Source organism: Paenibacillus solisilvae, from assembly GCF_042656405.1.
GTDB classification, from domain to species: Bacteria; Bacillota; Bacilli; order Paenibacillales; family Paenibacillaceae; genus Paenibacillus_Z; species Paenibacillus_Z solisilvae.
Genome location: NZ_JBHSOW010000080.1, coordinates 288,463 through 314,116, shown reverse-complemented (window position 1 = coordinate 314,116; position 25,654 = coordinate 288,463). Strand labels below are relative to the sequence as shown.

Below are 25,654 nucleotides of genomic sequence, written 5' to 3'. Positions count from 1 at the left end.
TATATTAATGATGTAAATGGTGTAGGCGCCATCCGGTCTCTGCAGTCCGCAATGATGTTTTATTTCGGGCAGAAGATGGAGATTGGTATTGCCTCTGTCATTTGATGCAGTAGGGGAAAATAGAAAATTAGAGAAGGTGGTTGCGTATGAGAAGAACATCAGCTTGGACGCTTGTAACCGTAATCCTCATTTTGAGCCTGTTTGCAAGCGCTTGCTCCAGTGGAGGAGGCACCAACAATTCCAGCAGCAGCTCAGGTAAGACATTGACGATGTGGACTTGGAAAGTGGCATACACGCCCGGTTTTGAAGCCGCTGCCAAACTTTATGAAGAGAAGACTGGTGTCAAGGTGACAATAGAAACATTCACTCCTGATGACACGTACAGGCAAAAATTCAAAGCGGCAGCCAACTCGAAAAATCTGCCGGACGTCATTCACTGGTGGGCAACCACCGCCGATTCCATCGAAGGCTCGGTAGAAGAGCTGAGCGATGATATCGGCGATGACGTTCTGGGTAAATATACCGGCACCGCAATGGATCCGATCCTTGTGACGCAAAGCCAGGTCGATTCCTGGAAGAACGACAAAAACGCAACCGAAACGCAAAAATCACTAAAAGCGGGACAATTTTACGGAATACCGCTTGATGTCGGCGGATTTTTCACCTTCTATGGCAATAAAAAGCTAATCGAACAAGCAGGCTTGTCCACTGAGCCGCCGAAAACATGGGAAGAATTTATTACAATGATGGAAACAATAAAGAGCAAAACCAGTACGCCTGGTCTCGTATTGGGCGCAAAGTTACCCGATCTGTGGGAAAACTGGGCCGGCTCCGCCTTGTCGATCATGCTGAACGGTCCACAGGGTTATGTCGACCTGCTGGAAAGAAAAGCGAAGATGAGCGATCCTGCCAACCTGGCAGTCGTTAAAGCAACGGAAATGCTGTCCGATAAAGATTTGCTCATGCCGGGCGTTCTATCTACCGATATCGATGGCGCGGACCAGGCGTTTGCGGCAGGCAAAGCGGCCTTCGACCTGGGTGGTTCTTTCACGATGGCGACACTGCTGGCGATGGGGATGAATCCGGACGACATCATCACGTTCCCGGTTCCTCCGATTAAAGGCTCGAAGATCGATTCCTGGACGACGGATCCGTTCACGCTCACGATGATGTCCGCCAACAAGGACTCGAAGAATAAAGAGACTGCGCTCGATTTCATCAAGTTCATAACGACAGACCCTGATGCAGCTATTGCTTTCGCGAATGCCGCCTACACGATTCCTGCGGTTAAGCTGGGCGACCGCGCGAATGATCTGGAGCCGAACCTGAAGGCCATCTCGCAATCGTTCGCAACCGAACCGGGTCCTTATTCCAAAGCGCTGCCAGCGATTAACGCTTACCGTGTCACGAATAAGGAATGGGAAGTTTATGAACAATCAATCCAGTCCATGTGGGAGAAGAAGATGAATGCGGAAGAGGTAGCGAAGAAGTTCGACAGCACGATGGAAAGTCTTAAAGCAAGCGGCAGCTAAGTCTAACTACACACGACCGGCCTTCATGTTATGGCATGCGGCCGGTCGTGTCAAAAAGAAGGTGATAAGGAATGATAACGTCCAAAAATAAATGGGTTCCGTATTTATTTCTGTTACCCGGGATTTTACTGTTTTTGGGAGTAGGCTTGTATTCGGTCGGATTTTCCATTTTTCTAAGTTTTTTTAATTGGTCTGGGATCGACTTTTCTACGGCACGGTTCGAAGGACTGAATAACTTCAGTCAGTTTCTGCTTGGCAACGACCCGATAATGACCCAGAACTTTTACAATGCCGTGCTCCATAACTTTCTGATTGCGATTATTCAGATCATCGTCGTCGTGCCGGTATCACTGGTACTTGCGTTCGTTCTTCAAAATACGAATATCGCCTCGTTATATCGGACCATCTATTTTCTGCCGATGATCGTATCAGGCGTAGCCATGTTCTATGTATGGAAGGGCTTGTTTGAGCCAAGCGGCGCATACAATGCTTTGTTCCACTCGCTGGGGCTTGATTTTCTGACGGTGCCGAACGGCATGCTAGGAAGCTCCTCGACCGCGCTGATCGGGGTCATTATTACCTTCATTTGGAGCGGTTTGCCGGGGACGCTAATCCTGTACTATGCAGGCTTGACGTCAATCGACCCTTCCTTGTATGAAGCCGCAAGCGTGGATGGCGCAACCAAAGCGAGGATGATCTGGAAAATAACTTGGCCGATGCTGAAGCCCATCACGCTGATTGCGGTCGTTCAAATGATCAACGGCGCTTTCCAGGCATTCGAAAATATATTCATCATGACCGGGGGCGGGCCGGCCGGCAGCTCGGAAGTTATCGGTACGCTTGTATACCGCACTGCCTTCCTGGATAACAACTACGGCTTGGCAAGCGCGATCGGATGGGTTTCCTTCTTGATTACGGGAATACTCGCGATTTTCAGTTTCCGCTCGTTCAAGACGGATATTTGAGGAGGTTCCTGTGATCAAACCTATTAAACATATCATACTCGTGCTCTACGGTCTCGTCTGCTTGTATCCGTTCGTATGGATGGTCGGAACATCGCTCAAAACGACGCAGGACGCGCTTGCCAACCCGCAGTCGCTGCTGCCAGAAGGCGCGTTCCAATGGTCGGTATTCGCCGACGTGTGGAACAAACTGAACTTTTACCGCTTCTTTTTGAACAGCGCGGTAGTCAGCGTCATCGTCATTATCGGGGTGGTCCTGATCTATACGATGATGGCTTTCTCGTTCTCTAAGTTCGCATATAAAGGGAAGAAAGTCATTTACTATATGTTCATTGCGCTGTTGTTCGTTCCGGGCGTGACGACACTGATTCCCCTTTATATCAATATGACGAACCTGGGGCTCGAGAATACGTACGTCGGGATCATCCTTCCGATGATCAACGGGGCGGCCCCGTTCGCGATTTTTTTGTTCACGAGCTATTTCCGCACGATCCCGCATGAAATGTACGAAAGCGCCGTTCTGGACGGCTGCGGGAATTTCAAGATTTATTACCGGATCTACCTGCCGCTCGCTTTGCCTGCGATCGGCACGATCACGATCATGAACTTCATCGGCACGTGGAACAACGTGTTGTGGCCGATGATTATCGTCAACGACAAAAGCATGTTTACGCTCCCTATGGGGCTGATGTACCTCGATTCAGCATCGTTTAAAAAATGGAACGAGCTGATGGCGGGCGCTTTGATTACGATTATTCCGATCTTGATCGCTTTCCCTTTTATGCAAAAGACTTATATCAAAGGGATGACGGTCGGGTCCGTCAAAATGTAGCCTTTTTAACCGGATGATTAACTTATGAAGCCAGGTGAAGCCGTGGTATGCTGCGGCAACGGAGCATACCGGTTGGAGGCAGGCCCTGCGAAGATCGAAACAGTCGGCATCAGACAAGCCCGTCCCTGACGGAATTCTTGCAATTCAGTGCAAAGGGTGACCTGAAATGGCCAAAATCAAGCAAATCAAGTGCATTCGGACGAGACATGACGGCAGTTGGATTATCGTCAAGGTATTGACGGATCAGGATGGCTTGTACGGCATCGGATCGGCAAGCGACATGTACCAGCCGAAGGCCGTCGTAAGCATCGTGGAGGAGCTGCTCGCTCCCCTTCTAATTGGCCGGGACGCCAGTCAAATCGAAGACATATGGCAGACGATGTACACCAGCGGCTATTGGCGGAACGGCTCGTCGCTCCATACGGCAATGAGCGGAATCGATATGGCGCTCTGGGACATTAAGGGGAAGGAAGCGGGCTTGCCTGTCTACCAGCTCCTGGGTGGGGCGGTACGTTCGGCCATTCCGGCTTATGCGCACGCTAATGGTGACACCTACGAGCAGCTGGAGGAAGAGGTCATCGCGTTCAAAGAGCAGGGCTACCGGATTATCCGCTGCCAGCTAGGCGGCTACGGTGGCGGCGGGTTCGTAAACGGAAGCGGAAAGTCGCTGTTTCCTCCCGCAAAAATGTTCGACGAAGAGAGCTACATCGAGGCAATTCCGGGTATGTTCGAGAAGCTGCGCGCCCGTTTCGGCATGGAGCTGTCGTTCACACATGACGTTCATGAGCATTTGACCCCGTCCGGGGCCGTCACGCTGTCCCGACTGCTCGATCCATACCGGCTGTTCTTTCTGGAGGATTTGTTACAGTCGGAGCATACCGAATGGTACCGTCGGGTGCGGGAACTAAGCTCCACGCCGCAAGCCATCGGTGAGCTATTTGTACATCCGCAGGAATGGCTGCCTCTCGTGAAAAACCAATTGATTGATTTCGTACGGATGCGGGTATCGAAGGCCGGCGGCATTACGCCTTGCCGCAAAATTGCGAACGTGTGCGAAGCCTTCGGCGTCCGTACAGCCTGGCAGGAAGGTGGGGAGAACGATCCCGTCAATCAGCTCGCGTCTGCACACCTGGACATGGCGATCATGAGCTTCGGCGTTCAGGAGAGCAACCATTTCAACGAACGGGAAAAAGAAGCGTTCCCGGGACATGCCGTGATTGAGGGTGGGCATTTGTATCTAAACGACAAGCCCGGCCTTGGCATCGACATTGACGAAACGAAAGCGTCGGAGCTGCTTGGGGCGGCTGACGTAGCGGCAGGGTATCACCGTCCATATAAACTGGACCGCAAGCCGGACGGGACGCTTGTCCGTCCATAAAGCGGCATGACAGCTGGAAGGAGGAGCACACATGAACAAAGTTGTCGTAACTGGGTCGGAGGGAAAGCTGGGCCGGTTTGTCATCGAGGAACTGGCGCAATCCGGATACCGGGTTATTGGTACAGACAATCGGCCAGCAAAGGATCATCGTTACTATGCAAGATATATGCAAGGGAATTTGAATGAGCTTGGAGAAGTTTACGGTATTCTGGCAGACGCTGACGCCGTCATTCATCTTGCTGCGGTGCCGAATCCGATCAACTTTTCACCGGAGCGCATTTTTTCAAATAATATGATGTCTTCGTATAACGTGATGGAGGCAGCTTCGAAGCTCGGGATTAAGCGGGTCGTCACAGGATCGAGCGAGTCCGCTTACGGATTTTGCTGGGCGAAGCATCCGTTTGCGCCGAATTACTTGCCGGTTGACGAAGAGCACCCGCTGCTGTCGCAAGAGAGCTACGGTCTATCAAAGGCACTGAGCGAGCAGATAGGGGATATGTTTGCGCGGAGAGTCGACATGGAAGTGTTCGCGCTTCGGTTCTCGTTGATATTGGCACCAGAAGAATACCGGCGTGAAATAGATTTGTTCGAAGATACGGCCCGCCATCACCGGATCCTCTGGAGTTACATTGATGCCAGAGACGCGGCGCTGGCATGCAGGCTCGCCCTTACTGCTCCGGCTCCCAGCGGCGGGGAAGCGTGCCGTCTTGGCATTACGTCAAGCGACATCCTGAGCGATGCCGGTATCGAAACGCTGGCGAAGCGGTATTATCCTCAGTTGCCTTTGCCGGAAGAAGCAATCTTCGCCTTTGTCTCCAACCAGGAGGCAGGCGTACAGCTGAATTGGCGTCCAGTCTATTCGTGGAGAGATATGGTGTAGCGTTCGTTACATTGTAATTGCTGCAGAACAGCTTGGACACTCAGGTAGAAGTGGCGAAATGATATACTAGTGGAGAACGGGAAAGAATGGAGGCTGCCGCAGATCGGCGGCCTTTGTTGTGTTTTATGAGCAGTACTGCTGAGGAGATTGTAAAACTTTTTCCTTCTGGTTAAGCGAAAAATGGTACTATTAATTACATAATAAAATTACTCATTATCAAAGAGGGTGTTGTATGCTAATCCGATTGAATAAAGTACTCGAAAAAGCAATGCCATTTGTAACGCCATCTGCTGTTATTGTTGGGTTGATTTGCTCTGCTTGGCTGCATTATCTTAGCTTTCTAGTACCTTGGATATTTGCTATAATGACGTTTGCCGGAAGCATTGGATCTAATTTTAAGGATTTACGTAACGTGATGATGCATCCGCTGCCGATTATAGCTAACTTTATCATTCTACATCTTGCGATGCCGATACTGGGATGGGCGGCCGGGTCGCTATTTTTCCAGGGTGATGATTTGACACAGACTGGATTTGTTCTCCTGTTCGTTATTCCTACCGGGGTTGTCAGCTTGGTGTGGGTTACCATATACGGGGGGAATATAGCGCTCACTTTGGCGCTCATCTTACTGGACACGCTTCTATCTCCATTGATTGTACCGCTTAGTCTCTCTCTTATCGTTGGAGCTAAGGTGCATGTGGACCAATGGGATATTATGAGTGGTTTATTATTAATGGTTGTGATCCCTTCATTGATTGGCATGCTGCTAAATCAATGGACAAAAGGCGGAATTAAAACAACCTGGGGGCCGCGGCTGGCACCCTTTTCAAAAATAGGACTTTTTGTGGTTGTCGCAATTAATTCTTCGGTTATAGCTCCCTATCTGAAAGACATGAATGGTCAGTTGGTAAAAGTCATTGCTGTTGCTTTTGCATGTGCAACCATCGGTTATTTGGCAGGATGGCTTGTGTCCCGGATGATGTGGTGGGACCGTGAAGTCACAATTGCCCTCACCTTCAATTCGGGGATGCGAAATTTGAGTGCGGGCGCAGTGCTCGCTATCAGCTTTTTTCCGCCGCCTGTGGCGCTGCCGGTTGTCGCAGGTATGCTGTTTCAACAAATCCTGGCGGCTTTATATGGGCAGCGACTGGCTAAAAGGTATGGTTTGAACGGTCATACTGCCAAGGCTGCCTAAAGAATATGAGGCTTCTCTGGAGAGAATTAAGCCCAATTGGAAGATATCTTCCAATTGGACAGGACGGTTGACAGGAATTTCACGGTATTGGAAATGAAAATGAACAAACCTTCAGAACCACTACAAAAGTGGGGCTGAAGGCTTTTTTTTATACAGCTGCATCATTTATTTTTACTGAATCATTGTAAAAGAAAAATGTCGGTCAAGCGCAAAATTAATTGCACCGAGTGCTCCGCCAATTTCGGATAATACAGCGGTGTCTACCGCTATTCCGGCAGAGAGGGCCATCATGGACCGCTGCTTCATAACTTTAGTGGCGGTTTGTACATAGGTGCTGCACATGCTGGGTATGGATCCCCCAAGAATAATAGCCTCGGGATTCAGCAAATTGACCAGATTAGCTTGAGCAATGCCAAGATAAGCGGCGGCATGATTAACGACGCGTATCGCCAATTCATCGCCTTACTTTTACTCAACCTGCTCCATCCTTTCTAATTTCAATCTAGACTTAATTTACAATATGTAAGATAATTAACACTATATAAATTAGATTATATACAAAAAGATTGTGCTTTCAAGCTGCGTTTATCGAGGAAGTGAACATTAGTTTTTACTCATCCGAAGGTGTATTCGATCTCAAAGATATAAGACAATAATCCGAAAACTGTAGATTTCCATAGGAAGGGATGAGAATATGAGTGATCATACAAAGCCCCGTACTGATCCCCGGATACTCCGTACGCGTCAGCTGCTTAAGCATGCTTTTGTTGATTTATTGCAGGAAATGGATATCGAGAAGATCTCGGTGAACCGGATCGCAGAGCGCGCCACCATTAACCGCGTTACCTTTTATCTGCATTATCGTGATATTCCAGATATGTTGGAGAAGATGGCGGATGAGATGATAGCAGACATTCAGCGTGCTTTGGACCGTTCGTCAGTAATTCCAAGTTCCGATGAAGAGGTGGATTCGTTGATGCTGGTAAGACTGCTCGAGCATATTGCAGAGCATGCAAAATTCTATAAAGTTATTTTAGGCTCAAAACGAACGCCAATCTTTACAGAGCGTTTATTAAAGATGTTGTCGGAATCCATTACCTTAAGGCTGGAGAAAATGGGAAGCGACTCCCTCATTTCTAAAGCAGGTATTCAAAAAGATATTGCCATATGGTACGGTTCCTCAGCCTTGATCGGTACGATTGTGGCCTGGCTGCGAAACGACATGCCTTATACACCGCTTTTTCTAGCCAAACAATTTTCGTTGCTGCGGACTCATCAGTCTTAAGGGCTGACATCGTACTCGTATTCCGCATCCCCTATCGGTAAACAGTGAGAAAGTTCATCACAGGATGAACGGCCTTCCTTTCCTCTTTCACGGATGACGGCACCGTTTCTGATTGGAGGCACGGAGCCACGAACGGACGGACAAGCGGCTGCCTGGTAAGCAGCCGGTTTTTATTGATTTCGCATTCCTAAATTTCATGAAAATTTCCTCCTTGCAACCGTTTGCAAGACTCGCTATAATAAACCTACGAAAACGTTTTGGAAGGTTGGGATGTCCAATAACCACTATAAAAGATCTTGCTAAAGCAGCTGGCGTATCCATCACCACCGTATCCCGGGCGTTAAACGGCTACTCCGATGTCAATGAGAAGACAAGAAGCCGGATCAAGAGACTTGCAAAAGAGTTATCCTATCGTCCAAATGCTCAGGCCCAAAGCCTTGTTCTGAAAAAAACGAAAACGATCGGCGTCATTATGTCCGAACTAAAGGCCGCGAACGCCAAGGACGGTTTGGCCTTTGAGGTGCTTTGCGGTATTAATGACCGGGCAGGGGAATTGAATTACGATCTCATTCTTTTCAGCACGAATCCTAATAAACAGCTGGAGAAATCGTACACCGACTTGTGCCGCGAGCGTAATGTCGACGGGGCGATCCTGCAAGGTCTGCGCTTGAATGATCCTTATCTGAAGGAAGTGGTCTCACAATCGCTTTTTCCTAGTGTGATGATCGATATTCCGCTTGCCGGAGAAAGAGTCGGTCATGTCACAACCGATAATGTAAGCGGAGCAAGAGATGCCGTTCGCCATTTGCAAGAACTTGGACACCGACGGATCGCCATGATTAACGGGCATGGGGAAGCAGCCGTCAGCCATGAACGCTTATCCGGTTACATGCTTGGACTGCAGGAGGCTGGAATCTCTTATGATCCTGCGCTGGTCTATGACGGGCGGTTCTCGGAAGAAGGCGGGACTGAAGCGGCCGGGCGCATCTTGAGCGAGCATTCTGACGTAACGGCTGTGTTCTGTGCCAGCGATATCATGGCATTAGGGGCCATGCGGTCGTTTGAACTTTTGGGCAAAAAAGTCCCGGATGAGGTTTCCATCGTCGGTTATGACGACATCGCAATTGCATCCTATTGTTCACCTAAGCTTACAACTGTCAGACAGGATAAATATGGGATGGGCTATCAAGCCGCTCAGTTGTTAATCGATATGCTGGAAGGCCGGCAGGTCCGCCATAAAGTGATGCTCAACAATGAACTGATTGTACGCCAAAGTACGGCGAGAAACCCCTTCTAGCCTACAATGTTTTTATTGTGAAAATCCAAAACGTTTTGGGATAGAGCAGAAAACGTACTCCTCAGTTCTCTCTCACGACAGATGAAACCGTAAAACTTTAAACTTCTAAAAGAATGGTGGATGAACACATATGAAAATAAGTGCGGAAGAACTTGCATCAGGGAAACTGAAGTCGGAAACGGTAGAGCTTATCGCAAATCTAATTCAGGTGAACGGCTATGTCTTGCTGGAAAAGGTACTGCCGGACGAGTTGGTCAAAACCCTTTTCGACCGTTACGTTGAAATTCTGAATCCTTATCTGGAAGAGCATTATGAGGAAGTCTATAACCCGAAAAACGGTTTTAACGACGGCACCAACCATATTCGTCTTTTTGCCTTTCGAAACGCCGTTCATCGACGAAGCGGTCATCGCGCATCCTTTCGTTACTGCGGTTTTGGACCGATTGCTCGGAGAAGACTGTGTAATGCACTATTTTGCTACCAATACATCGCTGCCCGGCGGCCAAAAATCCCAGCCGGTTCACGCGGACACCTCGTCGATGTTCGGCGATCGCTGCGCGTTCAATCTGCCGATCTCGAATCTGATCGTCAATTTCCCGCTGGTCGATGTGACAGAGGAGAACGGACCTATGGAAATCTGGCCGGGAGGCACGCATCTGCTCCCTGATCAATGGTACGGACCGAAAGCCTACAGCAAGGCGAGAATGGCCGAGCATATGCACTCGATCAAGGCTACGATGCCTGGAGGTTCGATTATCATCCGCGATGACCGTATGTGGCACCGCGGCACCCCGAACCGCTCCGACCAGCCGCGTCCGAACATCGCGATGATCTATGCGCCGGCTGACCGCGCTCCGAAGGGAGGCAGCATCCAGATCCCGCAGGAAACCTACGACGGGCTTTCTGACAGAGCCAAGAAACTGCTGCGCAATGAGAAAATCGGGTTCCCTGCTGCGTCTCCGTCCCACTGATCCCCTTTACGAAGACCCGCCACACCGCCCGTGGGCAGGTGTTCGCTCATTGATAAAATGGAAGCGCATACTTATAAAGTTCTATATTAAAAATGGATGGATTACAGGAGTGTATAACATGGAACGTCTACTTACTGAGATAAAAGGACGATCGAAATCGATTGTCCGTATTGAAGGATTCATGGTACTGCTCTTGGTCAATATTATGTTGGGTTTATCCTATTCTTTTGTTGTACCCTTTAATTCTATTTTCGGCATTGACGAGGTAGGGATGAGCAACACCGCTTTCGGCGTGTTTATGGCGATATCGGCTGTTGTCGGCGTTGTGATCGTTACATACATTGGGAAATTATCCGATCAACTGCCAAACCAAAAAATGATTTTGCTGGTGTGCGCAGTAGCCGGAACTATCGGATACGCAGGCTTTGCATTTGTTCGAAATTACTATGTGCTGCTCGTTATTTCCTCTTTTATATTGGGCATTGCTTCATCTAGCTTCTACCAAATCTCTGCATATGCAAGGGAAATGGTTACGAAGTCGGATCTGCCCGCAAAAGAGGTTCCGTTTTATATGAACACGTTCCGAGTATTCTTTTCGCTCTCCTGGACGGTTGGACCCGCGATTGGGTCCGTCCTTCTTTTAAAGCTTGGCTTTCGCGGCCTCTTCTTGGGAGCAGCGATCTGCTACCTTCTCATCGTACTGATCGTGCTGGTCTTCTTTAAGAAAAACGGACGTGTTGGGGAGGCGGTATCGCCAAAAGCCGTACTACCGCTCAAACAAATTGTATTGCGGCCCTATATCTTTATTAATCTCATCGTGTTTACGCTCATTTTCGCAGCACAGACAATCGCCACTATAAACATGTCGCAATTTGTAACCAAAACATTGGGGAGCGGCGAAGAACAAGTCGGGATTATATTCAGCATTCCTACGCTGTTTGAGATTCCTTTGATGCTCGGATTCGGGGTCCTGGCAGTGAGTATGGGCAGCAAACAACTAATTACAATTGGAGCACTCCTATCCTTTTTGTATTTCTCGGCCCTTTACTTTGTTACCGAGCCGTGGCACATATATCCGATTCAAATTATCAGCGCGGCTTGCATTGCGATAACACAGGGGAATGCCATAAGTTATTTTCAGGATTTTATTCCAACTATGCCGGGAACGGGGACCGCGCTTTATATGATTACCTCAAGGGTCGGCTCGACGGTCGGTTTTCTTTTATTCGGAGTTCTGTCGGATGCGTTCGGTTACCGAGATGTTTTCCTGTGCTGTTCGCTATTCACGGGCGTATCCTTGCTCCTACTGGTGCTGTTTAATAGAGAGAAGAGGGCTTTAGAGTCTGCCGGTTGACTCCCCACTCGGGCCTTTGGCCAAAGGCCAAATTGAGTCAAAAGGGCTGTACAAGCTACCGCCACGCTAATCGGCCCGTTATCTTGATACCGCTATCCCTCTTCTGCCTATGATGTTTCATCCACCGGCCTCCTTTTTATCATGCGTTTAAATTGCGATAAGCTTTGGGCGTCATTTTGGTTATTCGTTTGAAGATCCGGTCAAAATGGCCGATATTTTCGAATCCGACCGCAGAGGCTACATCGATAACCTTCAACCCGGTATCGCGCAGCAGCTTCTGTGCCGCGTGTATGCGGGTGAAATGGATATATTCCATCAAAGTGAAGCCGGTAACCTTGCGGAAGGATCGGCTTAAATAGGAAGGGCTCATGTAGAAAGCGGCAGCAATTGCCGTTAGTTCCAGCGGTTCCCCGTAATGGCCGTTAATATGCTGAACGACTTCTGCCACCTTCTTATGGACGGGATGGACGGACTCCATGGCCGCGGCATCATTGCGTTCCGTCTGCCTGGCGGCGTAAAGCAGCAGCTCGACGAGCAGGAGCCGGACATAGCTGTTCCAGCCCGGTTCCTGATGGGCGATTTCGCGGGAGAGCTTGTCCAGCAGCGACTGATAGAAATTGCGTTCGTCCGGCCGCAAGCGGAGCAGGTGACCGCCTCCCCGAAACACTTCGAAGATCGCAGGAGGCACGAGCGGATGCTCAACGCCGCCGGTCAGGAAGATTTCGCTGAAGTTCATGACAATCCGTTCATGACCGGGAGGACCGAGATCGGATGTTTTATGCACATCATGCCTGTCAATGAACACTAGATCGCCGGCATGCACATCAAAGGTCCGGTCTTTGATGAAATAACGGCGCTGCCCGGACAGCAGGTAATAAATCTCAAAGGTGCTGTGGTGATGATTGTTTCGGCTGAATGGCTGACTTCTGTGGATCTGTTCAAAGAAAAAATCTTCTTCTTCCTGTCCGTAGGTCAATCGAATATGCTCCAACACAATTCCTCCAGTTCCGCTTGCGGGTCGTATCTCATGTCTACCATTGTAGCATGGATCTGAGGACAAAATCAGCGCATAATGAAGATAAATTAGCAAGAAAAGCGGTGAAAAATATCCAGTTTTGCGCTAATCTACAAGGAGTATATGACATCAGAGTCCAAAGGATGGGCTTGCGGCGTTGGCCTTGTTCAGATGCCGTAGAGAACCAAAGCTTATTTGCCAGATTGGGACCTATCACTTATATACCGAAAGGAAGATTCGCCAATGAAAGCTTTTATGGACGATACTTTTATGCTGGACAGCGAAACAGCTGTACAGCTGTATAACAATTATGCGAAGGGAATGCCGATTATCGACTATCACTGTCATCTTAGCCCGCAAGAGATTTGGGAAGATAAGCGGTTTGCCAATCTCGCCGAGGTATGGCTGTACGGCGACCATTACAAGTGGCGCGCGATGCGGGCTAACGGCGTAGAGGAGCGGTTCGTCACAGGTGCAGCCGGCGTAACGGATTACGACCGCTTCCTCGCCTGGTGTGAGACCGTTCCGTACACGCTCGGCAATCCGCTCTACCATTGGTCGCATATGGAGCTCCGGCATATTTTCGGCATAACGGCACGCATTGGCGCCGAGACGGCTCCGCAGATTTGGGAAGCGGCGAATGCCAGGCTGGCGGAGGAGTCCTTTACTGTCCGCGGCCTGATTCGCAGTGCCGGTGTAGAGACCGTATGCACGACGGACGACCCTGCCGATTCGCTTGAGTACCATTTGAAGCTGAAGCAGGTGGACGACTTGGGCTTCCGCGTGCTGCCATCCTTCCGGCCGGATAAAGCGCTAGGGCTTACGCGAGGAACCTTTCTCCCCTGGCTGCAGCGGATGGGCGATGCCTGCGGATATGCAATCACGGATTACGCCGCTCTGCTCCGCGGGCTAGAAGACCGGGTACGCTTCTTTCATGAAGCGGGTACACGGGTTTCCGACCACGCGCTTGACGAGGTGCCTTATGCGGAAGCGACGCAGGAGGAGGCTGCAGCTATTTTTGCCAAGGCGCTCCGCGGCGAAGCGGTCTCCCGGCACGAAGAATGGCAGTACCAAACCTATACGCTGCTGGTTCTAGGACGCCTTTATGCGCAGCGTGGATGGGCGATGCAGCTGCATATCAACGCTCACCGCAATAATAATACGAGAATGGAAGCTCTTCTAGGACCCGATACAGGCTACGATTCCATAAATGACAATCCGGTAGCCGGTCCGCTCGTGAAGCTGCTGAATGCCCTTGAGCAGGAGCAGCAGCTGCCGAAGACGATTCTGTATTCACTTAATGCGAACGACAATGACATTCTGGCTTCGATTGCGGGCAGCTTTCAAGGAGGCGGCGTCCCGGGAAAAATGCAGCTCGGCTCCGCTTGGTGGTTCAACGATACGAAAGAGGGCATGCGGGCCCAGCTGCTGTCGCTTGCCAATATCGGACTGCTCAGCCGCTTTGTCGGGATGCTGACGGATTCGCGCAGCTTCCTGTCTTATCCCCGCCATGACTACTTCCGCCGCATTCTGTGCAGTCTGCTCGGAGAGTGGGTGGAGCGTGGCGAAGCGCCTGATGATGAGGAGTGGCTGGGTGGAATCGTTCAGGCCATCAGTTATCGCAATGCCAAGGATTATTTCGGTTTTGACCGGGAAGAGTGAGCACGAAGGGATCCGATATCATAAGCCGGTCTGCTGAGTCATGATGGTTTGACTGCCGCTTGACCAGGAGATGGAGGGCCCGTTATGAAGGGTTCGGGCCCCTTAACAATAAGGGCATCGCGGGCTGTGGACAGCATCCGCAGCAGTCCGATTCCGCTGCTCCAAAGGATTTCTCATAAACGGTATTTGAAGAGCTATGCGGGAGATTTCGGATCTCCTCATGGCTCTTTTTCATTTCCGTTTTTTGACACATCACTCACATGTTGCACGGTTTCCCATGTATAGATCGAATTACAATTGCACAAGAACTATTTAAGTTGACACTTAATTAAGTGCATGCTAAATTAATGCCATGATCGATCGAGCCATTCACGCATTAGCGGAGCCTAGGCGCAGAGATATTCTATATCTTGTCCGTGATGGGGAACTTACCTCCAGCGCTATAGCGTCACATTTTGATATTTCGGCGCCTGCAATATCGCAGCATCTGAAAGTTCTTGAAGAAGCCGGGCTTGTCGTAGTTAGGCGGGCGGGTACCAAACGTATTTACGGCATTAGGAGGGAAGGGTTCGAAGAGTTAAAGCAGTACATTGAGAGCTTCTGGGATGACAGCTTACTTCGTCTGAAAGAAGCTGCAGAAGAGGAGGAGCGAAGAGAGCATGAATCCAAGCAGCAGCAGTGATACGATTACGAAAGAAATTTTTATTGAATGCCGTCCGGAAACGTTATTCTCCTTTTTTACCGACCCTGACAAACTGGTTCGTTGGATGGGGCGCCATGTGCTGCTGGAGCCGAGCATCGGCGGCAAATATCGCATTGACGTTAATGGCAGCGACATCGCAATCGGCGAATATAAGGAGATCAACCCGTACGAGAAAATCGTCATGACATGGGGCTGGGAAAAGTCGAAGGTTGTTCCGCCAGGCTCAAGCACTGTCGAGTTCAGGCTGACGCCCAAAGATAACGGCACTCTGCTGACCTTGAAGCATTATGATTTGCCGGCTTCGGAAGCTGCGTCACACCAGCAGGGCTGGACGCATTACATGGACCGTCTGCAATCCTTGGCGCAAGGACAAGATCCCGGCGTCGACCCTTGGTCCGAACAAGCTATGCACTAAATATAGATTCAAAGGAGTCACACAATTCAATGACTACTCTTGCTTGCAACTGCAGCTAAAGGAAGGTGTATAATATGTCATCCACAGCGATTCATCAAGAAGTTACCTTTCAAGCCGGCGTCGATCGCGTTTATGATGCGCTTATCAGCAGCGAACAGTTCAGCAAAGCATCAGGCGGGGCACCAACAGAGATTAATCCGGAAGAAGGCGGCTCGTTTTCTTGCTTCGGAGGTATGATTGTGGGACGCAGCATCGAGCTGGTACCGAACAAACGCATCGTACAAGCTTGGCGCGTGGCTAATTGGGAGGAAGGCGTTTATTCGATCGTTAAATTCGAATTAAAGGAACAAGGTTCACAGACGCTGCTCATGTTCGACCATACCGGATTTCCTGAAGGTCAAGGCGAGCATCTGTCAGCGGGATGGCACACGAACTACTGGGGTCCGATAGAGAAACTATTAGCATAAGTTACCAGAAGAAGCAGCTGCAAACGCTGCTTTTTTTTGCATGATTTCGAGTAAACAATGACCGTTACTTACCATACATCATGACATATAAAACGGAAATCAGATCAGGAAGAGCGGAAGTAGTGGATAACGAATATTCAGCGCTCGGGTGCTGGAGAGAAGACCATTTATTTGATGACTTTACCTGAAGGAGATTATGTCAGTATTCCTCATCCGGTTGATGATTATGCCGGCAAATGCTTCAGTTTCAATACGAATGGGCTATGCACGGCATTAGCCATTTATCCAGCAAATTCATTTGTTTGATTGACGGCAAAATGGATACAGTAACACAAGACTCTATAATCAAGGGGGTTATTCCATGACGGACACACATGAATTTGTGGAGAAATTGCATAATACTCAGAAGAAAGATCTGCAGAATAAGAAGCGTCAAGGCGGAGGGGATCCCGGCGGCAAGCTGCCCCATAACCGGCATCCGGGAAACAGGAATAAGTAGGTAAATATACTTCAAGAACGCTTAGATTCCAAAGATCTAAGCGTTTTTTATGTCTAAACAGGTGTTACAATGTTTCATCCGGATCCAGCACTGGAGCGCCGGCGGCTTCAAACTCCTGTACAACCCGGTCTACTTTCAAGATATGCTGCATGATTAGATCTCCAGCTAGCTTGGAGTCGCCTGCCTTAATGGCTTCATAGATTCGTTTATGCTCCTGGCACAGCTGCCGGACAGAAGCTTTTTCACTGAAAAACCATAGCCGGCGGGATTCCTTCATACTTTCCTGCAGCCGCTCCGTCATGGATTCCATCATGCTGATAAAGAGAGAATTATGAGAGGCTCTGGCTATGCACAAGTGGAAATGAATATCGTATTGCTCGCTTTGCTCCTCGTCATTCACCGCAAGTTCCATCTGCTGAAGAAGCTGCTCCAGCTGCATCAGATCATCCGTTGTTCTCCGTTCCGCTGCAAGAGACGCGCAGCCTGCCTCGATAAACTTACGTACCTCAAGTACCTCCTGGAAGGATTGGGTCTGGTAAAAGAAAAGCCTCCCATTCGTTTCGTTATCTGAATCCACCGGGATTTTCTCCACTACAAATGTTCCGCCTCCATGACGGATATCCACCCAGCCGGTTGCTTTGAGTGCGCTAAGCGCTTCCCTGATGGTAGAGCGCCCTACATCAAAAATCGACGACAGCTCGACGACAGTCGGGAGCTTTGAGCCAGGAGGATAAGCGGCCGATACAATTTGCTGTTTGATGTGCTGCATGACGATTTCCGATCCCTTTTGCGGCTTAACTTGCTGGAATGCCATCAAAATACCTCCAATTTAATCCTATACAACCATTCAATCATAAGCTAAAATAAAAGAAAAGTCATCAGATCACATGATCAATTATCGAAAAACCTGCTTATCACATAGGGGGCAATCATGCTGGATAATCAAATTAAACAAGCACTTCGCAGTATTGTGGGTGATGCTTATTTCAAAGACGATATGGAATCCCTTGTCACCCATTCATATGACGGCACACCAATGCTTCAGGCTTTGCCGGACGGCGTTATTTATCCGCGGGACACGTCGCAGGTGTCCGCAATCATGAAGGTTCTGAGCGCGAACCGGATACCCTTGATCAGCAGAGGATCGGGAACGAACCTATGCGGGGGGACGGTTCCGGTACAAGGCGGCATCGTTATGGTCATGCACCGTATGAATGCGATCTTAGAAGTGGATATGCAGAATCTCACAGCTGTTGTGCAGCCGGGCATAATCACCAAAAAGTTTATTGAGCATATCGAGAATCTGGGGCTGTTCTATCCGCCGGATCCAAGCAGCATGGCGATTTCTACGATCGGAGGCAATATTGCCGAATGCTCCGGCGGGCTGCGGGGCTTGAAATACGGCACGACCAAAGATTATGTCATCGGCCTCCAGGTCGTACTGGCATCCGGCGAAATCATGCGCACGGGCGGTAAACTAATGAAGGATGTTGCCGGCTATGACTTAACCAAACTGCTCATTGGATCCGAAGGTACGCTAGCGGTTATTACGGAAGCGACACTTAAACTAATTCCGCCGCCTAAGTTCAAGAAGACGATGCTGGCCATGTTCAAGGATCTCTACGGCGCTGCCCGTACGGTTTCTACAATCATTGAGAACCGCATCATTCCAGCTACTCTTGAGTTCATGGATAATCCAACGATACGCGTCGTCGATGACTTTGCGAAGCTGGGACTTCCGCTCGATATGGCAGCGATCCTGTTAATTGAGCAGGATGGGGACCCGGAAAGCGTAGAGCGGGATATTGAACGTATCCGTGAGATTTGCCAGGCGGAGCAGGCTGATCGCGTCAGTGTCGCCGCCACCGCGGAGGAGGCGCTAAAACTGTTAACAGCAAGACGCAGCGCATTTACGGCGCTGGCGAGACTTCGGCCAACGACGATTTTGGAGGATGCTACAGTGCCCCGTTCCAAAATCGCTGAAATGGTAATGGAGATTAACCGGATTGCTGAGAAACATCAGGTTCAGATCTGCACGTTCGGTCATGCAGGTGACGGCAATCTTCATCCGACTGCAACGACAGATGCCAGAAACACAGAGGAGATTCACCGGGTTGAAGCCGCATTCGAAGAGATATTCGAAGCAGCAATCCAGTTAGGCGGCACGATTACAGGAGAACACGGAGTAGGTCTTGTTAAAGCGCCTTTCCTGGAATGGAAGGTCGGTCAAACAGGTATCGCCATTATGCAGGGGATTAAGCAAACCTTTGATCCTTTACATATTTTGAATCCGGGTAAAATATTTGCCAAAGAATCGCGGCGCAGGGTGGTGATTGATCATGCCTAAGCCAGCGGCGGCTTCCCTCAAAGAGACGTTAACCCTGAAGCTTGATTATGAACAGCTGACCAACTGCATGCGATGCGGATTTTGTTTGCCTGCATGCCCGACCTTTCAAGAAACGGGCGTCGAAGCCGAATCGCCGCGAGGGCGGATTTCGCTGATGAAAGCAGCGGTCGACGGAATTATGGAGCCTGGCATAAGCTTCGAGAATCAGATGAACCACTGCTTAGGATGCCGGGCCTGCGAGCCCGCTTGCCCGGCAGACGTTAAATACGGCCAATTGATCGAACAGGCGCGTGACGCCGTCGAAGTCCATACGAGGCAGCACCGGTGGTGGATAAAGGGTGTCCGCAAGCTGGTATTCGATCAGCTGTTTCCTCACCAGAGGCGCATGCGTTTATTAGGGAAAAGTCTTGAACTTTACAAGAAGTCAGGCGTTCAGGCTTTAGTCCGGAAAACAGGCGTGGTGGGTGCATTCTCTGAGCATTTATCATCTATGGAGCGAATACTTCCGGATGCATCCGGCAAGGGGATTGTAGAGCGATTAGGCTCACGCATTGCTGCAAAAGGAGAGAAAATCGGTACGGTGGGCATGTTCAGAGGATGCTTAATGGATGTGCTGTTCACGGAAACAAATATGAAGACGGTGCAGCTGCTGTCCGAAGCGGGTTTTGAGGTTGTCATTCCGGATACCCAGAATTGCTGCGGGGCGCTTCATGCCCACAGCGGTGAAAGCGATACGGCCAAACAACTCGCAAGGAACAATATCCGGGCGTTTCAGGAAGCAGGGGTCGATTATATCGTCTCCAACGCCGGCGGCTGCGGAGCTATTTTAGTGGAATATGACCATCTGCTGCATGATGATCAAGAGTGGCAGGAAGCAGCGAGGGGTTTTGCCAAGAAAGTCATGGATATCAGTACGATTCTGGTTGAACGGGGCCGTCCGCTGAATTTTGCCGATCGTGAGGCAGAAGAGAACCCCATCCGGGTTACCTATCAGGATTCCTGTCATTTACGCAACGTGATGAAGGGCGGCAGCCGGCCGCGGCAGCTGCTCAGCGGAATTGCAAATGTGAGCTATATGGAGATGGAGGATGCCGGATCCTGCTGTGGATCGGCAGGTATCTACAATGTCACGCAGCCTGATATGGCCAGTCAGATTCTTGAGCATAAGATGGAGAAGGCGAATGCAACTAAAGCCCATTATCTGGTTACCAGTAACCCGGGATGCCTGCTTCAGATGAAGCTGGGCATTGATAAACATGGCCGGAGCGAAAGTATGAAAGCCGTCCATATCGCTGATTTTTTATTTGACCGGATAGTGAAGTGAGTTATGATGAAGCGAAGCGCGGAGCTGAACCGATAGCCTTCGATTTAAAATATACAACATGGAAACAAGTCGAGATCTTTAAGCAACATACCTGGGATAAGCTTAAGTCAATAATCTAAGCTATGTCTATTCCAGGTGGTGTTCTTATTGCGATCCTTTGTTGAAGTAAACGTCTCCCATATTCATCATAATATTGAACAGGTGCGCAGAATCAGCGGCGATTCCCTATTCATGGCTATTGTAAAATCCAATGCCTACGGCCTTGGCATGGTGGAGCTGTCACATTATATAGAGCCGCAAGTTGATCGGTTTGGCGTCAACAGTGTAGATGAAGCGATTCAGCTCGCGCAATCGGGCATTACGAAACCCGTTCATATTCTAGCGCCGTATTTTGACGAGCGTTTGATTGAAAGTATGATTCCGACAATCGATAACATCGCTGATTTGTATCGTTATGAGGCTCTGTGCGCTAAGAACGGGTACCATGGACGCTTTCATTTAAAGGTGAATACAGGTATGAATCGCTTTGGACTTGAGCCGGAGCAGATCGAACCGTTTATGAACGCTTATGATGACTGCGGTCATGTCACAATGGAAGGTGTTTTTTCCCATTTTGGTTCTTCATACGAGAAACAGCCTGTTTTTACAAAAAAGCAATGGGCGGCATTCATGGCGTGCAAAACCTTAATAACGTCCTATTGTAAGGATCGAATCCTATTTCATATTGCCAACAGCGCCGCCAGCATTGATTTACCTGAGTCGCAGTTAGACATGGTTCGGATCGGGAATGCCATGTATGGATTCCGCTCGTCCGCAGCAGATATAGACCTTCTTCCCACTTACAAGGTAAAGACTAAAATTCTATCCATCCGATCGGTGAAGAAAAAGGAATATATAGGCTATGGATGCACTTCCAAAGCAAAACGCGACATGCAGGTTGCGGTTATTTCCTTTGGAGGGTACGACGGCTTTGATTTCATACGGCAGCCGAAAAGTGTTTTGAGGACCGTTTATCAGCATTTCTTTGCAAAACCAAAGCTATGGATGAGAAGCAAATCCATTCCTACGCTCGGGAAACTAAGCATGAACTACATTTTGGCTGATGTTACAGATATTCAAGCGAAGCCTGGCGAAGAAGTAACCATTCGATTGCCTTCCATTCTAGCCCTAAAGGAATCCGTACTGCGTAAGTATATCTAATTTGAAAATCCTCCTATAAATCAAGACTGCCGGGCAAGAGGGCGGTCTTTTTGGTATTGACTTCAAACAGCCGCCAGATATTCACCTTCTTAACATATATTTGTCTGATTTTCAATGAAAAATCTTAAACAAATTGCCTATGTTTTCTTTAAGAAAATTAATCCAAATTTAGAAGTAAAGATGCTAAGATAGGTGGTGAATTTGGAGCCTATCCATAAGTGAGAGCAGAGGAGCGATTATCAATGTCAATTCCAAGACCCGAGTACCCGAGACCGCAGCTCGTTCGTTCGCAGTGGCAGAACTTAAACGGGGAGTGGGAGTTCGAGATCGATCACGGCAAAAGCGGCAAAGCGCGGGATTATCATAACCCGAAGCATGAGCTGAACCAGCGCATTCTTGTTCCTTTCTGCCCGGAGAGCAAGCTCTCAGGCATTGAGAATAAAGACTTCATGGCGGCAGTCTGGTACAGAAGATCATTTACAATACCTGAATCATGGAAGCAGGGAAGAGTTCTGCTTCATTTTGGGGCTGTAGATTATGAGACGGAAGTATGGATTAACGGTACTTCTGTAGGTAAGCACAGAGGCGGCTATTCTTCATTCTCTTTCGATATATCAGACCAAATAACCGATGGCGAGCAGGTAGTAACGGTTTATGCGGAGGATGATGTCCGTTCCGGCTTGCAGCCAAGAGGCAAGCAGTCCGCTCAATTTCATTCGCATGGCTGCGATTATACGCGGACGACGGGCATTTGGCAGACAGTCTGGCTGGAGAGTGTGCCTGCTACCTACCTATCCTCAGTGCGGATTACACCTGATTATGCAAACGGATACATCCACCTGGAGGCATCCATTGCCGGAGATGCGAACGGTTATGTACTGGAGGCAGAGACTTCCTTTGCAGGGCAGGATACAGGTCGTCTGCAGGTAACAGCTGGAACATCCGCCGTCAAAGCTTCGCTTGCCTTATCCGACATTCATTTATGGGAGCCGGGTAATGGACGGCTGTATGATTTAAAGCTTCGTCTAGTGAACGCTTCCAAAGGAATCGCTGATGAGGTCAGCTCTTATTTTGGGCTTCGCTCTGTTCAATTGGATGGCAAGGCGGTTCGTATTAACGGCAAATCCGTTTTTCAGCGCCTTGTTCTGGATCAAGGCTTCTATCCGGATGGAATTTACACGGCTCCAAGCGATGAAGCGCTGCGCAATGATATTGAAATTTCTTTGGGGCTTGGATTTAACGGAGCACGCCTGCATGAGAAGATTTTCGAGCCGCGTTTCCTCTACTGGGCCGACCGTCTGGGTTATCTGGTCTGGGGCGAGCATGCCAACTGGGGGCTTAATATTACAAGCCCGAAAGGGCTGGCGCAGTTTTTGCCTGAATGGATGGAAGCGGTTGAGCGGGATTATAACCACCCCTCCATCATTGGCTGGTGCCCGTTTAACGAAACATGGGACTTTGACGGTCAGAAGCAGGATAATGATGTGCTGAGAATCGTATACCAAGTGACTAAGGCAGTCGATCCGACAAGGCCTGTTATTGATACAAGCGGCAACTTCCATGTGGTTACAGATATTTTTGACGTTCATGATTATGATCAGAATCCGGAATCGTTCAAAGCCCGTTACGAGCCCATGAAGTCCGGCGGTGCGGTATTTGAGTCGTTCCCGAATCGTCAGAGATATGGCGGTCAGCCGTATTTTGTCAGCGAGTACGGCGGAATCTGGTGGAATCCGGAGCAGGCGGACTCCAAATCATGGGGCTATGGAGATCGTCCAACCAGCGAGGATGCATTTATTACCCGCTATAAAGGTTTAACGGATGTCCTGCTGGATCATCCGCTCATGTTCGGTTTCTGTTACACTCAGCTGTATGATGTGGAGCAGGAAGTAAACGGGCTGTATACCTACGATCGCAAGCCTAAATTCGAACCTGGGATCATTCACGCCATCAATGCCCGCAAGGCGGCTATTGAGGATTAATCGTGTTCTAAGCCGGATTCAATCGCTTCAGCCGGCAGAAGCTCCTATTAAACGCAATAGCTCCCGTTTGCATCTATTTCTGGATGCATGCGGGAGCTATTTCTATACGTGTATGAATACAGAAATGATCAAACACCTACGCCTGCGAGGGTATGGATATCCAAGTGAAACCTCATAATAAGGTTTCGACAGGCTTCATGAGCGTTTTCTTTCTAATCCCAAAGCCTGCCCAAAGGAGTTGAATTCACCACCATGGGCTGGAAAATCCTCGCAATCGCTATGCTGCTCCAATGCTCGGCTTCGCAGAATGAGTATTCCTATGTAAACCAAATCGGGCACACGGTCCATGGTATTTTCCATGCTGGCTTCAAGGAAGCAGACAGACGCAGTCATGAGCCAATTCGTATCGTGTTTGCCGGTGATTTGATGATGGATGGATCCGTGAAGAAGGCTATTCACAAGCGGGGGGCGGATTTCCCATTTTACCAGATTAGAAAAGAAGTGTCGAAAGCCGATTATGCGGTCGTAAATTTGGAGACCTCGGTTTCGACGGCAACGGAGAAGGACAACAATCAGCTTTTCAATTTCAAATCCGATCCTTGGGCGCTGGCTGGCGTGAAGCATGCCGGATTTGATATGGTGTCCTTAGCCAATAACCATGTACTCGATTATAAGAAGCGGGGGTTCATGGACACGATCAGAAGCTTGAACCAATACGGACTTGCTTATGTGGGAGCCGGTAACAACGAAGAGGAAGCTTATGCGGCCAAGACATTGAATTTGAAAGGAAAAACGGTGAAAATCGCTGCGTTCTCGAGATTCCTTCCTACCTGGGAATGGATTGCGCAGCCAGGCAAATATGGAGTGGCGGGCGCATATGAACCTGCCAAAGTATTGGCTGCAATAAGAAAAGAAAGCGCAGGCGCAGACTATTTGATCGTATTCATGCATTGGGGAGTAGAGAGAAGCAGCAAGCCTGAGCTGTGGCAGCGCCGGCTTGCAAGGAAAATGATTGACGCAGGAGCGGATGCCGTGGTTGGCTCTCATCCTCATGTTCTGCAGGGTTTTGAATTCTATAAATCCAAACCGATCGCGTACTCCATTGGCAATTTCCTGTTCCCTGATTATATTAGAGGCACGCGGGCGGATACCGGACTGCTTCAATTGACGTTAATCAACGGTCAGGTGAAAATGATTTTCGATCCGTACCGCATTCAAAATAACCGGATTGTCAAACGTGATGCGAGGTATGTGAATCGGCAATTGGCGTATTTGGAGCAGCTCTCCTATAACGTGATGATGACAGGTCATTCAGCCGAGCAGGTCCATAGGCGGCCCTAAGATGCGCGATTCCCACTATGAACAGGCATGCTTTGATCTGCTGGAACTACATCAAAGTCATGCCTGTTTGTATGGAAGGGGTTCTCATTTTACGGTAATCTTTTGGCACGACACCCTTGCTCTCCCGGAAGATTCGGGAGAAAGTCTTGTACGAGCCGTAACCGACCTCAAGTGCAATCTCCACCATGCTCATGTCCGTGGAGACGAGCAGGCTGCATGCATGCCGAAGGCGTAAATCATGCAAAAAGTGAACAAAGGTTTGTCCTGTCGTATGCTTGATGACTTCACTGATTCGAGAAACGCTCATCGAGAATTGATCGGCCAAATCCGATAGGTTCAAGTCTTCTTGATAATTCCGGTGAATGTGGTGAATGATCGGCCAGACTGCGCTGCTTGCCCTGGTGGAAGGGGTTATTTGTGCAAAATCGCCGAACCACGAAGCACGCCGGTACCGGTCGAAGCAGACGAGAATTTCCTTCAGCCTCAGCTGCAATACCGTTGTTCGCCACGAGTCATCTCCATTGTATTCCTGCAGCATATCCTCAATTAAATATTGAATCCTCTCCCGCTGCTTGCCTTCAAACTGAGCGAATGCGGGAAGGGGACTCATCTCGATCAAGCCGGCCAGCCCGTCATTCTGACCGGATTCCATTAACAAATCCATGCTGAACATGCAGTTATACAGCACAAGCGTGCTTCCGGGCTCCGTAAACAGCTCATGGACCTGATAAGGCAGAACGAACGTGAAGGTACCGGGCACCATCGGATGTTTGACTTCATTTATCGTTTCCCAGCCTCTGCCGCTGACTACATAAGAGAACTCGAGAAAATCATGCCGATGTGCCCGAAATCCATTATAAAGATGGTTCAGCTTCATGCTAAGCGGATAGGAGGTATGCATATTTGGATACGTTTTCAGGTAATCGGGAAAAGAAGTCATAACAGGAACGGTACCTCCGAAATAATGAGACGTTTATCGAAAATTAGACAAGCTTTCTTGCTTCATTTATTTT

Annotated in this window: 24 protein-coding genes; 20 read left to right on the top strand and 4 right to left on the bottom strand. The window is 49.2% G+C overall.

All coding sequences use genetic code 11. From position 1 onward, the window contains the following. Nucleotides 1–146: 146 nt before the first annotated feature. The 6 genes from ACFPYJ_RS22515 to ACFPYJ_RS22490 all read left to right on the top strand — a co-directional run bounded on the left by ACFPYJ_RS22515 (nucleotide 147) and on the right by ACFPYJ_RS22490 (nucleotide 6,779). The gene (locus ACFPYJ_RS22515) at nucleotides 147–1,532 is read left to right on the top strand and encodes an ABC transporter substrate-binding protein (protein ID WP_379190464.1); all 1,386 of its coding nucleotides are present in this window, start codon (nucleotides 147–149) and stop codon (nucleotides 1,530–1,532) included. A 71-nt stretch (nucleotides 1,533–1,603) separates the two neighbouring features. Further along, nucleotides 1,604–2,497 (top strand): carbohydrate ABC transporter permease, encoded by an 894-nt coding sequence (locus ACFPYJ_RS22510; protein WP_379190463.1) that lies wholly within the window; start codon nucleotides 1,604–1,606, stop codon nucleotides 2,495–2,497. Nucleotides 2,498–2,507: 10 nt separating this feature from the next. Then, on the top strand, nucleotides 2,508–3,326 hold the full coding sequence (locus ACFPYJ_RS22505) for a carbohydrate ABC transporter permease (protein WP_379190462.1): 819 nt from the start codon (nucleotides 2,508–2,510) through the stop codon (nucleotides 3,324–3,326). 166 nt (nucleotides 3,327–3,492) lie between these two features. Next, on the top strand, nucleotides 3,493–4,704 hold the full coding sequence (locus ACFPYJ_RS22500) for an enolase C-terminal domain-like protein (RefSeq protein WP_379190461.1): 1,212 nt from the start codon (nucleotides 3,493–3,495) through the stop codon (nucleotides 4,702–4,704). Between the two features lie 31 nt (nucleotides 4,705–4,735). Beyond that, nucleotides 4,736–5,584 (top strand): NAD-dependent epimerase/dehydratase family protein, encoded by an 849-nt coding sequence (locus ACFPYJ_RS22495; RefSeq protein WP_379190460.1) that lies wholly within the window; start codon nucleotides 4,736–4,738, stop codon nucleotides 5,582–5,584. A 232-nt stretch (nucleotides 5,585–5,816) separates the two neighbouring features. After that, nucleotides 5,817–6,779: a bile acid:sodium symporter family protein gene (locus ACFPYJ_RS22490; RefSeq protein WP_379190459.1), complete on the top strand. Its 963-nt coding sequence runs from the start codon at nucleotides 5,817–5,819 to the stop codon at nucleotides 6,777–6,779. 171 nt (nucleotides 6,780–6,950) lie between these two features. On the opposite strand, the gene ACFPYJ_RS22485 is transcribed toward ACFPYJ_RS22490, so the two are convergent. After that, nucleotides 6,951–7,232 carry an ROK family protein gene (locus ACFPYJ_RS22485; RefSeq protein ID WP_379190458.1) on the bottom strand — a complete coding sequence of 94 codons (282 nt, stop codon included), beginning with the start codon at nucleotides 7,230–7,232 and terminating at the stop codon, nucleotides 6,951–6,953. Nucleotides 7,233–7,473: 241 nt separating this feature from the next. Between ACFPYJ_RS22485 and ACFPYJ_RS22480 the strand changes: the two genes are divergently transcribed. The 4 genes from ACFPYJ_RS22480 to ACFPYJ_RS22465 all read left to right on the top strand — a co-directional run bounded on the left by ACFPYJ_RS22480 (nucleotide 7,474) and on the right by ACFPYJ_RS22465 (nucleotide 11,686). Beyond that, a complete protein-coding gene (locus ACFPYJ_RS22480; RefSeq protein WP_379190457.1) occupies nucleotides 7,474–8,064 on the top strand; it encodes a TetR/AcrR family transcriptional regulator in 591 nt (196 codons plus the stop codon). Between the two features lie 277 nt (nucleotides 8,065–8,341). Further along, nucleotides 8,342–9,361 (top strand): LacI family DNA-binding transcriptional regulator, encoded by a 1,020-nt coding sequence (locus ACFPYJ_RS22475; RefSeq protein ID WP_379190485.1) that lies wholly within the window; start codon nucleotides 8,342–8,344, stop codon nucleotides 9,359–9,361. Between the two features lie 311 nt (nucleotides 9,362–9,672). Further along, entirely contained in the window at nucleotides 9,673–10,332 is a 660-nt protein-coding gene (locus ACFPYJ_RS22470; protein WP_379190456.1) for a phytanoyl-CoA dioxygenase family protein, read from the top strand. Between the two features lie 118 nt (nucleotides 10,333–10,450). Beyond that, nucleotides 10,451–11,686, top strand: a complete 1,236-nt coding sequence (locus ACFPYJ_RS22465; protein WP_379190455.1) for a sugar efflux transporter — start codon at nucleotides 10,451–10,453, stop codon at nucleotides 11,684–11,686. Nucleotides 11,687–11,825: 139 nt separating this feature from the next. Here ACFPYJ_RS22465 and ACFPYJ_RS22460 read toward each other — a convergent pair whose 3' ends face one another. Further along, on the bottom strand, nucleotides 11,826–12,680 hold the full coding sequence (locus ACFPYJ_RS22460; RefSeq protein WP_379190454.1) for a helix-turn-helix transcriptional regulator: 855 nt from the start codon (nucleotides 12,678–12,680) through the stop codon (nucleotides 11,826–11,828). Between the two features lie 264 nt (nucleotides 12,681–12,944). Between ACFPYJ_RS22460 and uxaC the strand changes: the two genes are divergently transcribed. The 5 genes from uxaC (at nucleotide 12,945) to ACFPYJ_RS22435 (ending at nucleotide 16,447) form a co-directional block, all read left to right on the top strand. Beyond that, nucleotides 12,945–14,363, top strand: coding sequence for a glucuronate isomerase (uxaC, locus tag ACFPYJ_RS22455; RefSeq protein WP_379190453.1), 1,419 nt, complete (start codon nucleotides 12,945–12,947; stop codon nucleotides 14,361–14,363). Nucleotides 14,364–14,715: 352 nt separating this feature from the next. Beyond that, nucleotides 14,716–15,045, top strand: a complete 330-nt coding sequence (locus ACFPYJ_RS22450) for an ArsR/SmtB family transcription factor (protein WP_379190452.1) — start codon at nucleotides 14,716–14,718, stop codon at nucleotides 15,043–15,045. Further along, the gene (locus ACFPYJ_RS22445; protein WP_379190451.1) at nucleotides 15,023–15,481 is read left to right on the top strand and encodes an SRPBCC family protein; all 459 of its coding nucleotides are present in this window, start codon (nucleotides 15,023–15,025) and stop codon (nucleotides 15,479–15,481) included. The genes ACFPYJ_RS22450 and ACFPYJ_RS22445 overlap by 23 nt, the downstream gene beginning before the upstream one ends. 74 nt (nucleotides 15,482–15,555) lie before the next feature. Further along, nucleotides 15,556–15,948 (top strand): SRPBCC domain-containing protein, encoded by a 393-nt coding sequence (locus tag ACFPYJ_RS22440; RefSeq protein WP_379190450.1) that lies wholly within the window; start codon nucleotides 15,556–15,558, stop codon nucleotides 15,946–15,948. A 361-nt stretch (nucleotides 15,949–16,309) separates the two neighbouring features. Continuing rightward, nucleotides 16,310–16,447, top strand: a complete 138-nt coding sequence (locus ACFPYJ_RS22435; protein WP_379190449.1) for a DUF4023 domain-containing protein — start codon at nucleotides 16,310–16,312, stop codon at nucleotides 16,445–16,447. A gap of 64 nt (nucleotides 16,448–16,511) precedes the next feature. On the opposite strand, the gene ACFPYJ_RS22430 is transcribed toward ACFPYJ_RS22435, so the two are convergent. Next, the gene (locus ACFPYJ_RS22430) at nucleotides 16,512–17,261 is read right to left on the bottom strand and encodes a FadR/GntR family transcriptional regulator (RefSeq protein ID WP_379190448.1); all 750 of its coding nucleotides are present in this window, start codon (nucleotides 17,259–17,261) and stop codon (nucleotides 16,512–16,514) included. A 117-nt stretch (nucleotides 17,262–17,378) separates the two neighbouring features. Between ACFPYJ_RS22430 and ACFPYJ_RS22425 the strand changes: the two genes are divergently transcribed. The 5 genes from ACFPYJ_RS22425 to ACFPYJ_RS22405 all read left to right on the top strand — a co-directional run bounded on the left by ACFPYJ_RS22425 (nucleotide 17,379) and on the right by ACFPYJ_RS22405 (nucleotide 24,641). Then, a complete protein-coding gene (locus ACFPYJ_RS22425) occupies nucleotides 17,379–18,794 on the top strand; it encodes an FAD-binding oxidoreductase (protein ID WP_379190447.1) in 1,416 nt (471 codons plus the stop codon). Then, entirely contained in the window at nucleotides 18,787–20,118 is a 1,332-nt protein-coding gene (locus tag ACFPYJ_RS22420; RefSeq protein WP_379190446.1) for a (Fe-S)-binding protein, read from the top strand. Before ACFPYJ_RS22425 ends, ACFPYJ_RS22420 begins: the two co-directional genes overlap by 8 nt. A 147-nt stretch (nucleotides 20,119–20,265) precedes the next feature. Further along, the gene (gene alr / locus ACFPYJ_RS22415) at nucleotides 20,266–21,318 is read left to right on the top strand and encodes an alanine racemase (protein ID WP_379190445.1); all 1,053 of its coding nucleotides are present in this window, start codon (nucleotides 20,266–20,268) and stop codon (nucleotides 21,316–21,318) included. 242 nt (nucleotides 21,319–21,560) lie between these two features. Continuing rightward, nucleotides 21,561–23,300, top strand: coding sequence for a glycoside hydrolase family 2 protein (locus ACFPYJ_RS22410; protein WP_379190444.1), 1,740 nt, complete (start codon nucleotides 21,561–21,563; stop codon nucleotides 23,298–23,300). 252 nt (nucleotides 23,301–23,552) lie between these two features. After that, complete coding sequence (locus ACFPYJ_RS22405) at nucleotides 23,553–24,641, top strand: CapA family protein (protein ID WP_379190443.1); 1,089 nt, start codon at nucleotides 23,553–23,555, stop codon at nucleotides 24,639–24,641. Between the two features lie 46 nt (nucleotides 24,642–24,687). On the opposite strand, the gene ACFPYJ_RS22400 is transcribed toward ACFPYJ_RS22405, so the two are convergent. Further along, nucleotides 24,688–25,581: a helix-turn-helix domain-containing protein gene (locus ACFPYJ_RS22400; protein WP_379190442.1), complete on the bottom strand. Its 894-nt coding sequence runs from the start codon at nucleotides 25,579–25,581 to the stop codon at nucleotides 24,688–24,690. Between the last annotated feature and the right edge of the window lie 73 nt (nucleotides 25,582–25,654).

Excerpts from the sequence above, each read along its gene's own strand:
- ACFPYJ_RS22510 (WP_379190463.1), top strand. The coding sequence starts at position 1,604 with ATGATAACGTCCAAAAATAAATGGGTTCCGTATTTATTTCTGTTACCC.
- ACFPYJ_RS22405 (WP_379190443.1), top strand. The coding sequence starts at position 23,553 with ATGGGCTGGAAAATCCTCGCAATCGCTATGCTGCTCCAATGCTCGGCT.
- ACFPYJ_RS22420 (WP_379190446.1), top strand. The coding sequence starts at position 18,787 with ATGCCTAAGCCAGCGGCGGCTTCCCTCAAAGAGACGTTAACCCTGAAG.
- ACFPYJ_RS22435 (WP_379190449.1), top strand. The coding sequence starts at position 16,310 with ATGACGGACACACATGAATTTGTGGAGAAATTGCATAATACTCAGAAG.
- ACFPYJ_RS22410 (WP_379190444.1), top strand. The coding sequence starts at position 21,561 with ATGTCAATTCCAAGACCCGAGTACCCGAGACCGCAGCTCGTTCGTTCG.
- ACFPYJ_RS22400 (WP_379190442.1), bottom strand. The coding sequence starts at position 25,581 with ATGACTTCTTTTCCCGATTACCTGAAAACGTATCCAAATATGCATACC.
- ACFPYJ_RS22515 (WP_379190464.1), top strand. The coding sequence starts at position 147 with ATGAGAAGAACATCAGCTTGGACGCTTGTAACCGTAATCCTCATTTTG.
- ACFPYJ_RS22450 (WP_379190452.1), top strand. The coding sequence starts at position 14,716 with ATGATCGATCGAGCCATTCACGCATTAGCGGAGCCTAGGCGCAGAGAT.
- ACFPYJ_RS22430 (WP_379190448.1), bottom strand. The coding sequence starts at position 17,261 with ATGGCATTCCAGCAAGTTAAGCCGCAAAAGGGATCGGAAATCGTCATG.
- ACFPYJ_RS22470 (WP_379190456.1), top strand. The coding sequence starts at position 9,673 with ATGAGGAAGTCTATAACCCGAAAAACGGTTTTAACGACGGCACCAACC.
- uxaC (WP_379190453.1), top strand. The coding sequence starts at position 12,945 with ATGAAAGCTTTTATGGACGATACTTTTATGCTGGACAGCGAAACAGCT.
- ACFPYJ_RS22465 (WP_379190455.1), top strand. The coding sequence starts at position 10,451 with ATGGAACGTCTACTTACTGAGATAAAAGGACGATCGAAATCGATTGTC.
- ACFPYJ_RS22425 (WP_379190447.1), top strand. The coding sequence starts at position 17,379 with ATGCTGGATAATCAAATTAAACAAGCACTTCGCAGTATTGTGGGTGAT.
- ACFPYJ_RS22445 (WP_379190451.1), top strand. The coding sequence starts at position 15,023 with ATGAATCCAAGCAGCAGCAGTGATACGATTACGAAAGAAATTTTTATT.
- ACFPYJ_RS22495 (WP_379190460.1), top strand. The coding sequence starts at position 4,736 with ATGAACAAAGTTGTCGTAACTGGGTCGGAGGGAAAGCTGGGCCGGTTT.
- ACFPYJ_RS22490 (WP_379190459.1), top strand. The coding sequence starts at position 5,817 with ATGCTAATCCGATTGAATAAAGTACTCGAAAAAGCAATGCCATTTGTA.
- ACFPYJ_RS22500 (WP_379190461.1), top strand. The coding sequence starts at position 3,493 with ATGGCCAAAATCAAGCAAATCAAGTGCATTCGGACGAGACATGACGGC.
- ACFPYJ_RS22440 (WP_379190450.1), top strand. The coding sequence starts at position 15,556 with ATGTCATCCACAGCGATTCATCAAGAAGTTACCTTTCAAGCCGGCGTC.
- ACFPYJ_RS22480 (WP_379190457.1), top strand. The coding sequence starts at position 7,474 with ATGAGTGATCATACAAAGCCCCGTACTGATCCCCGGATACTCCGTACG.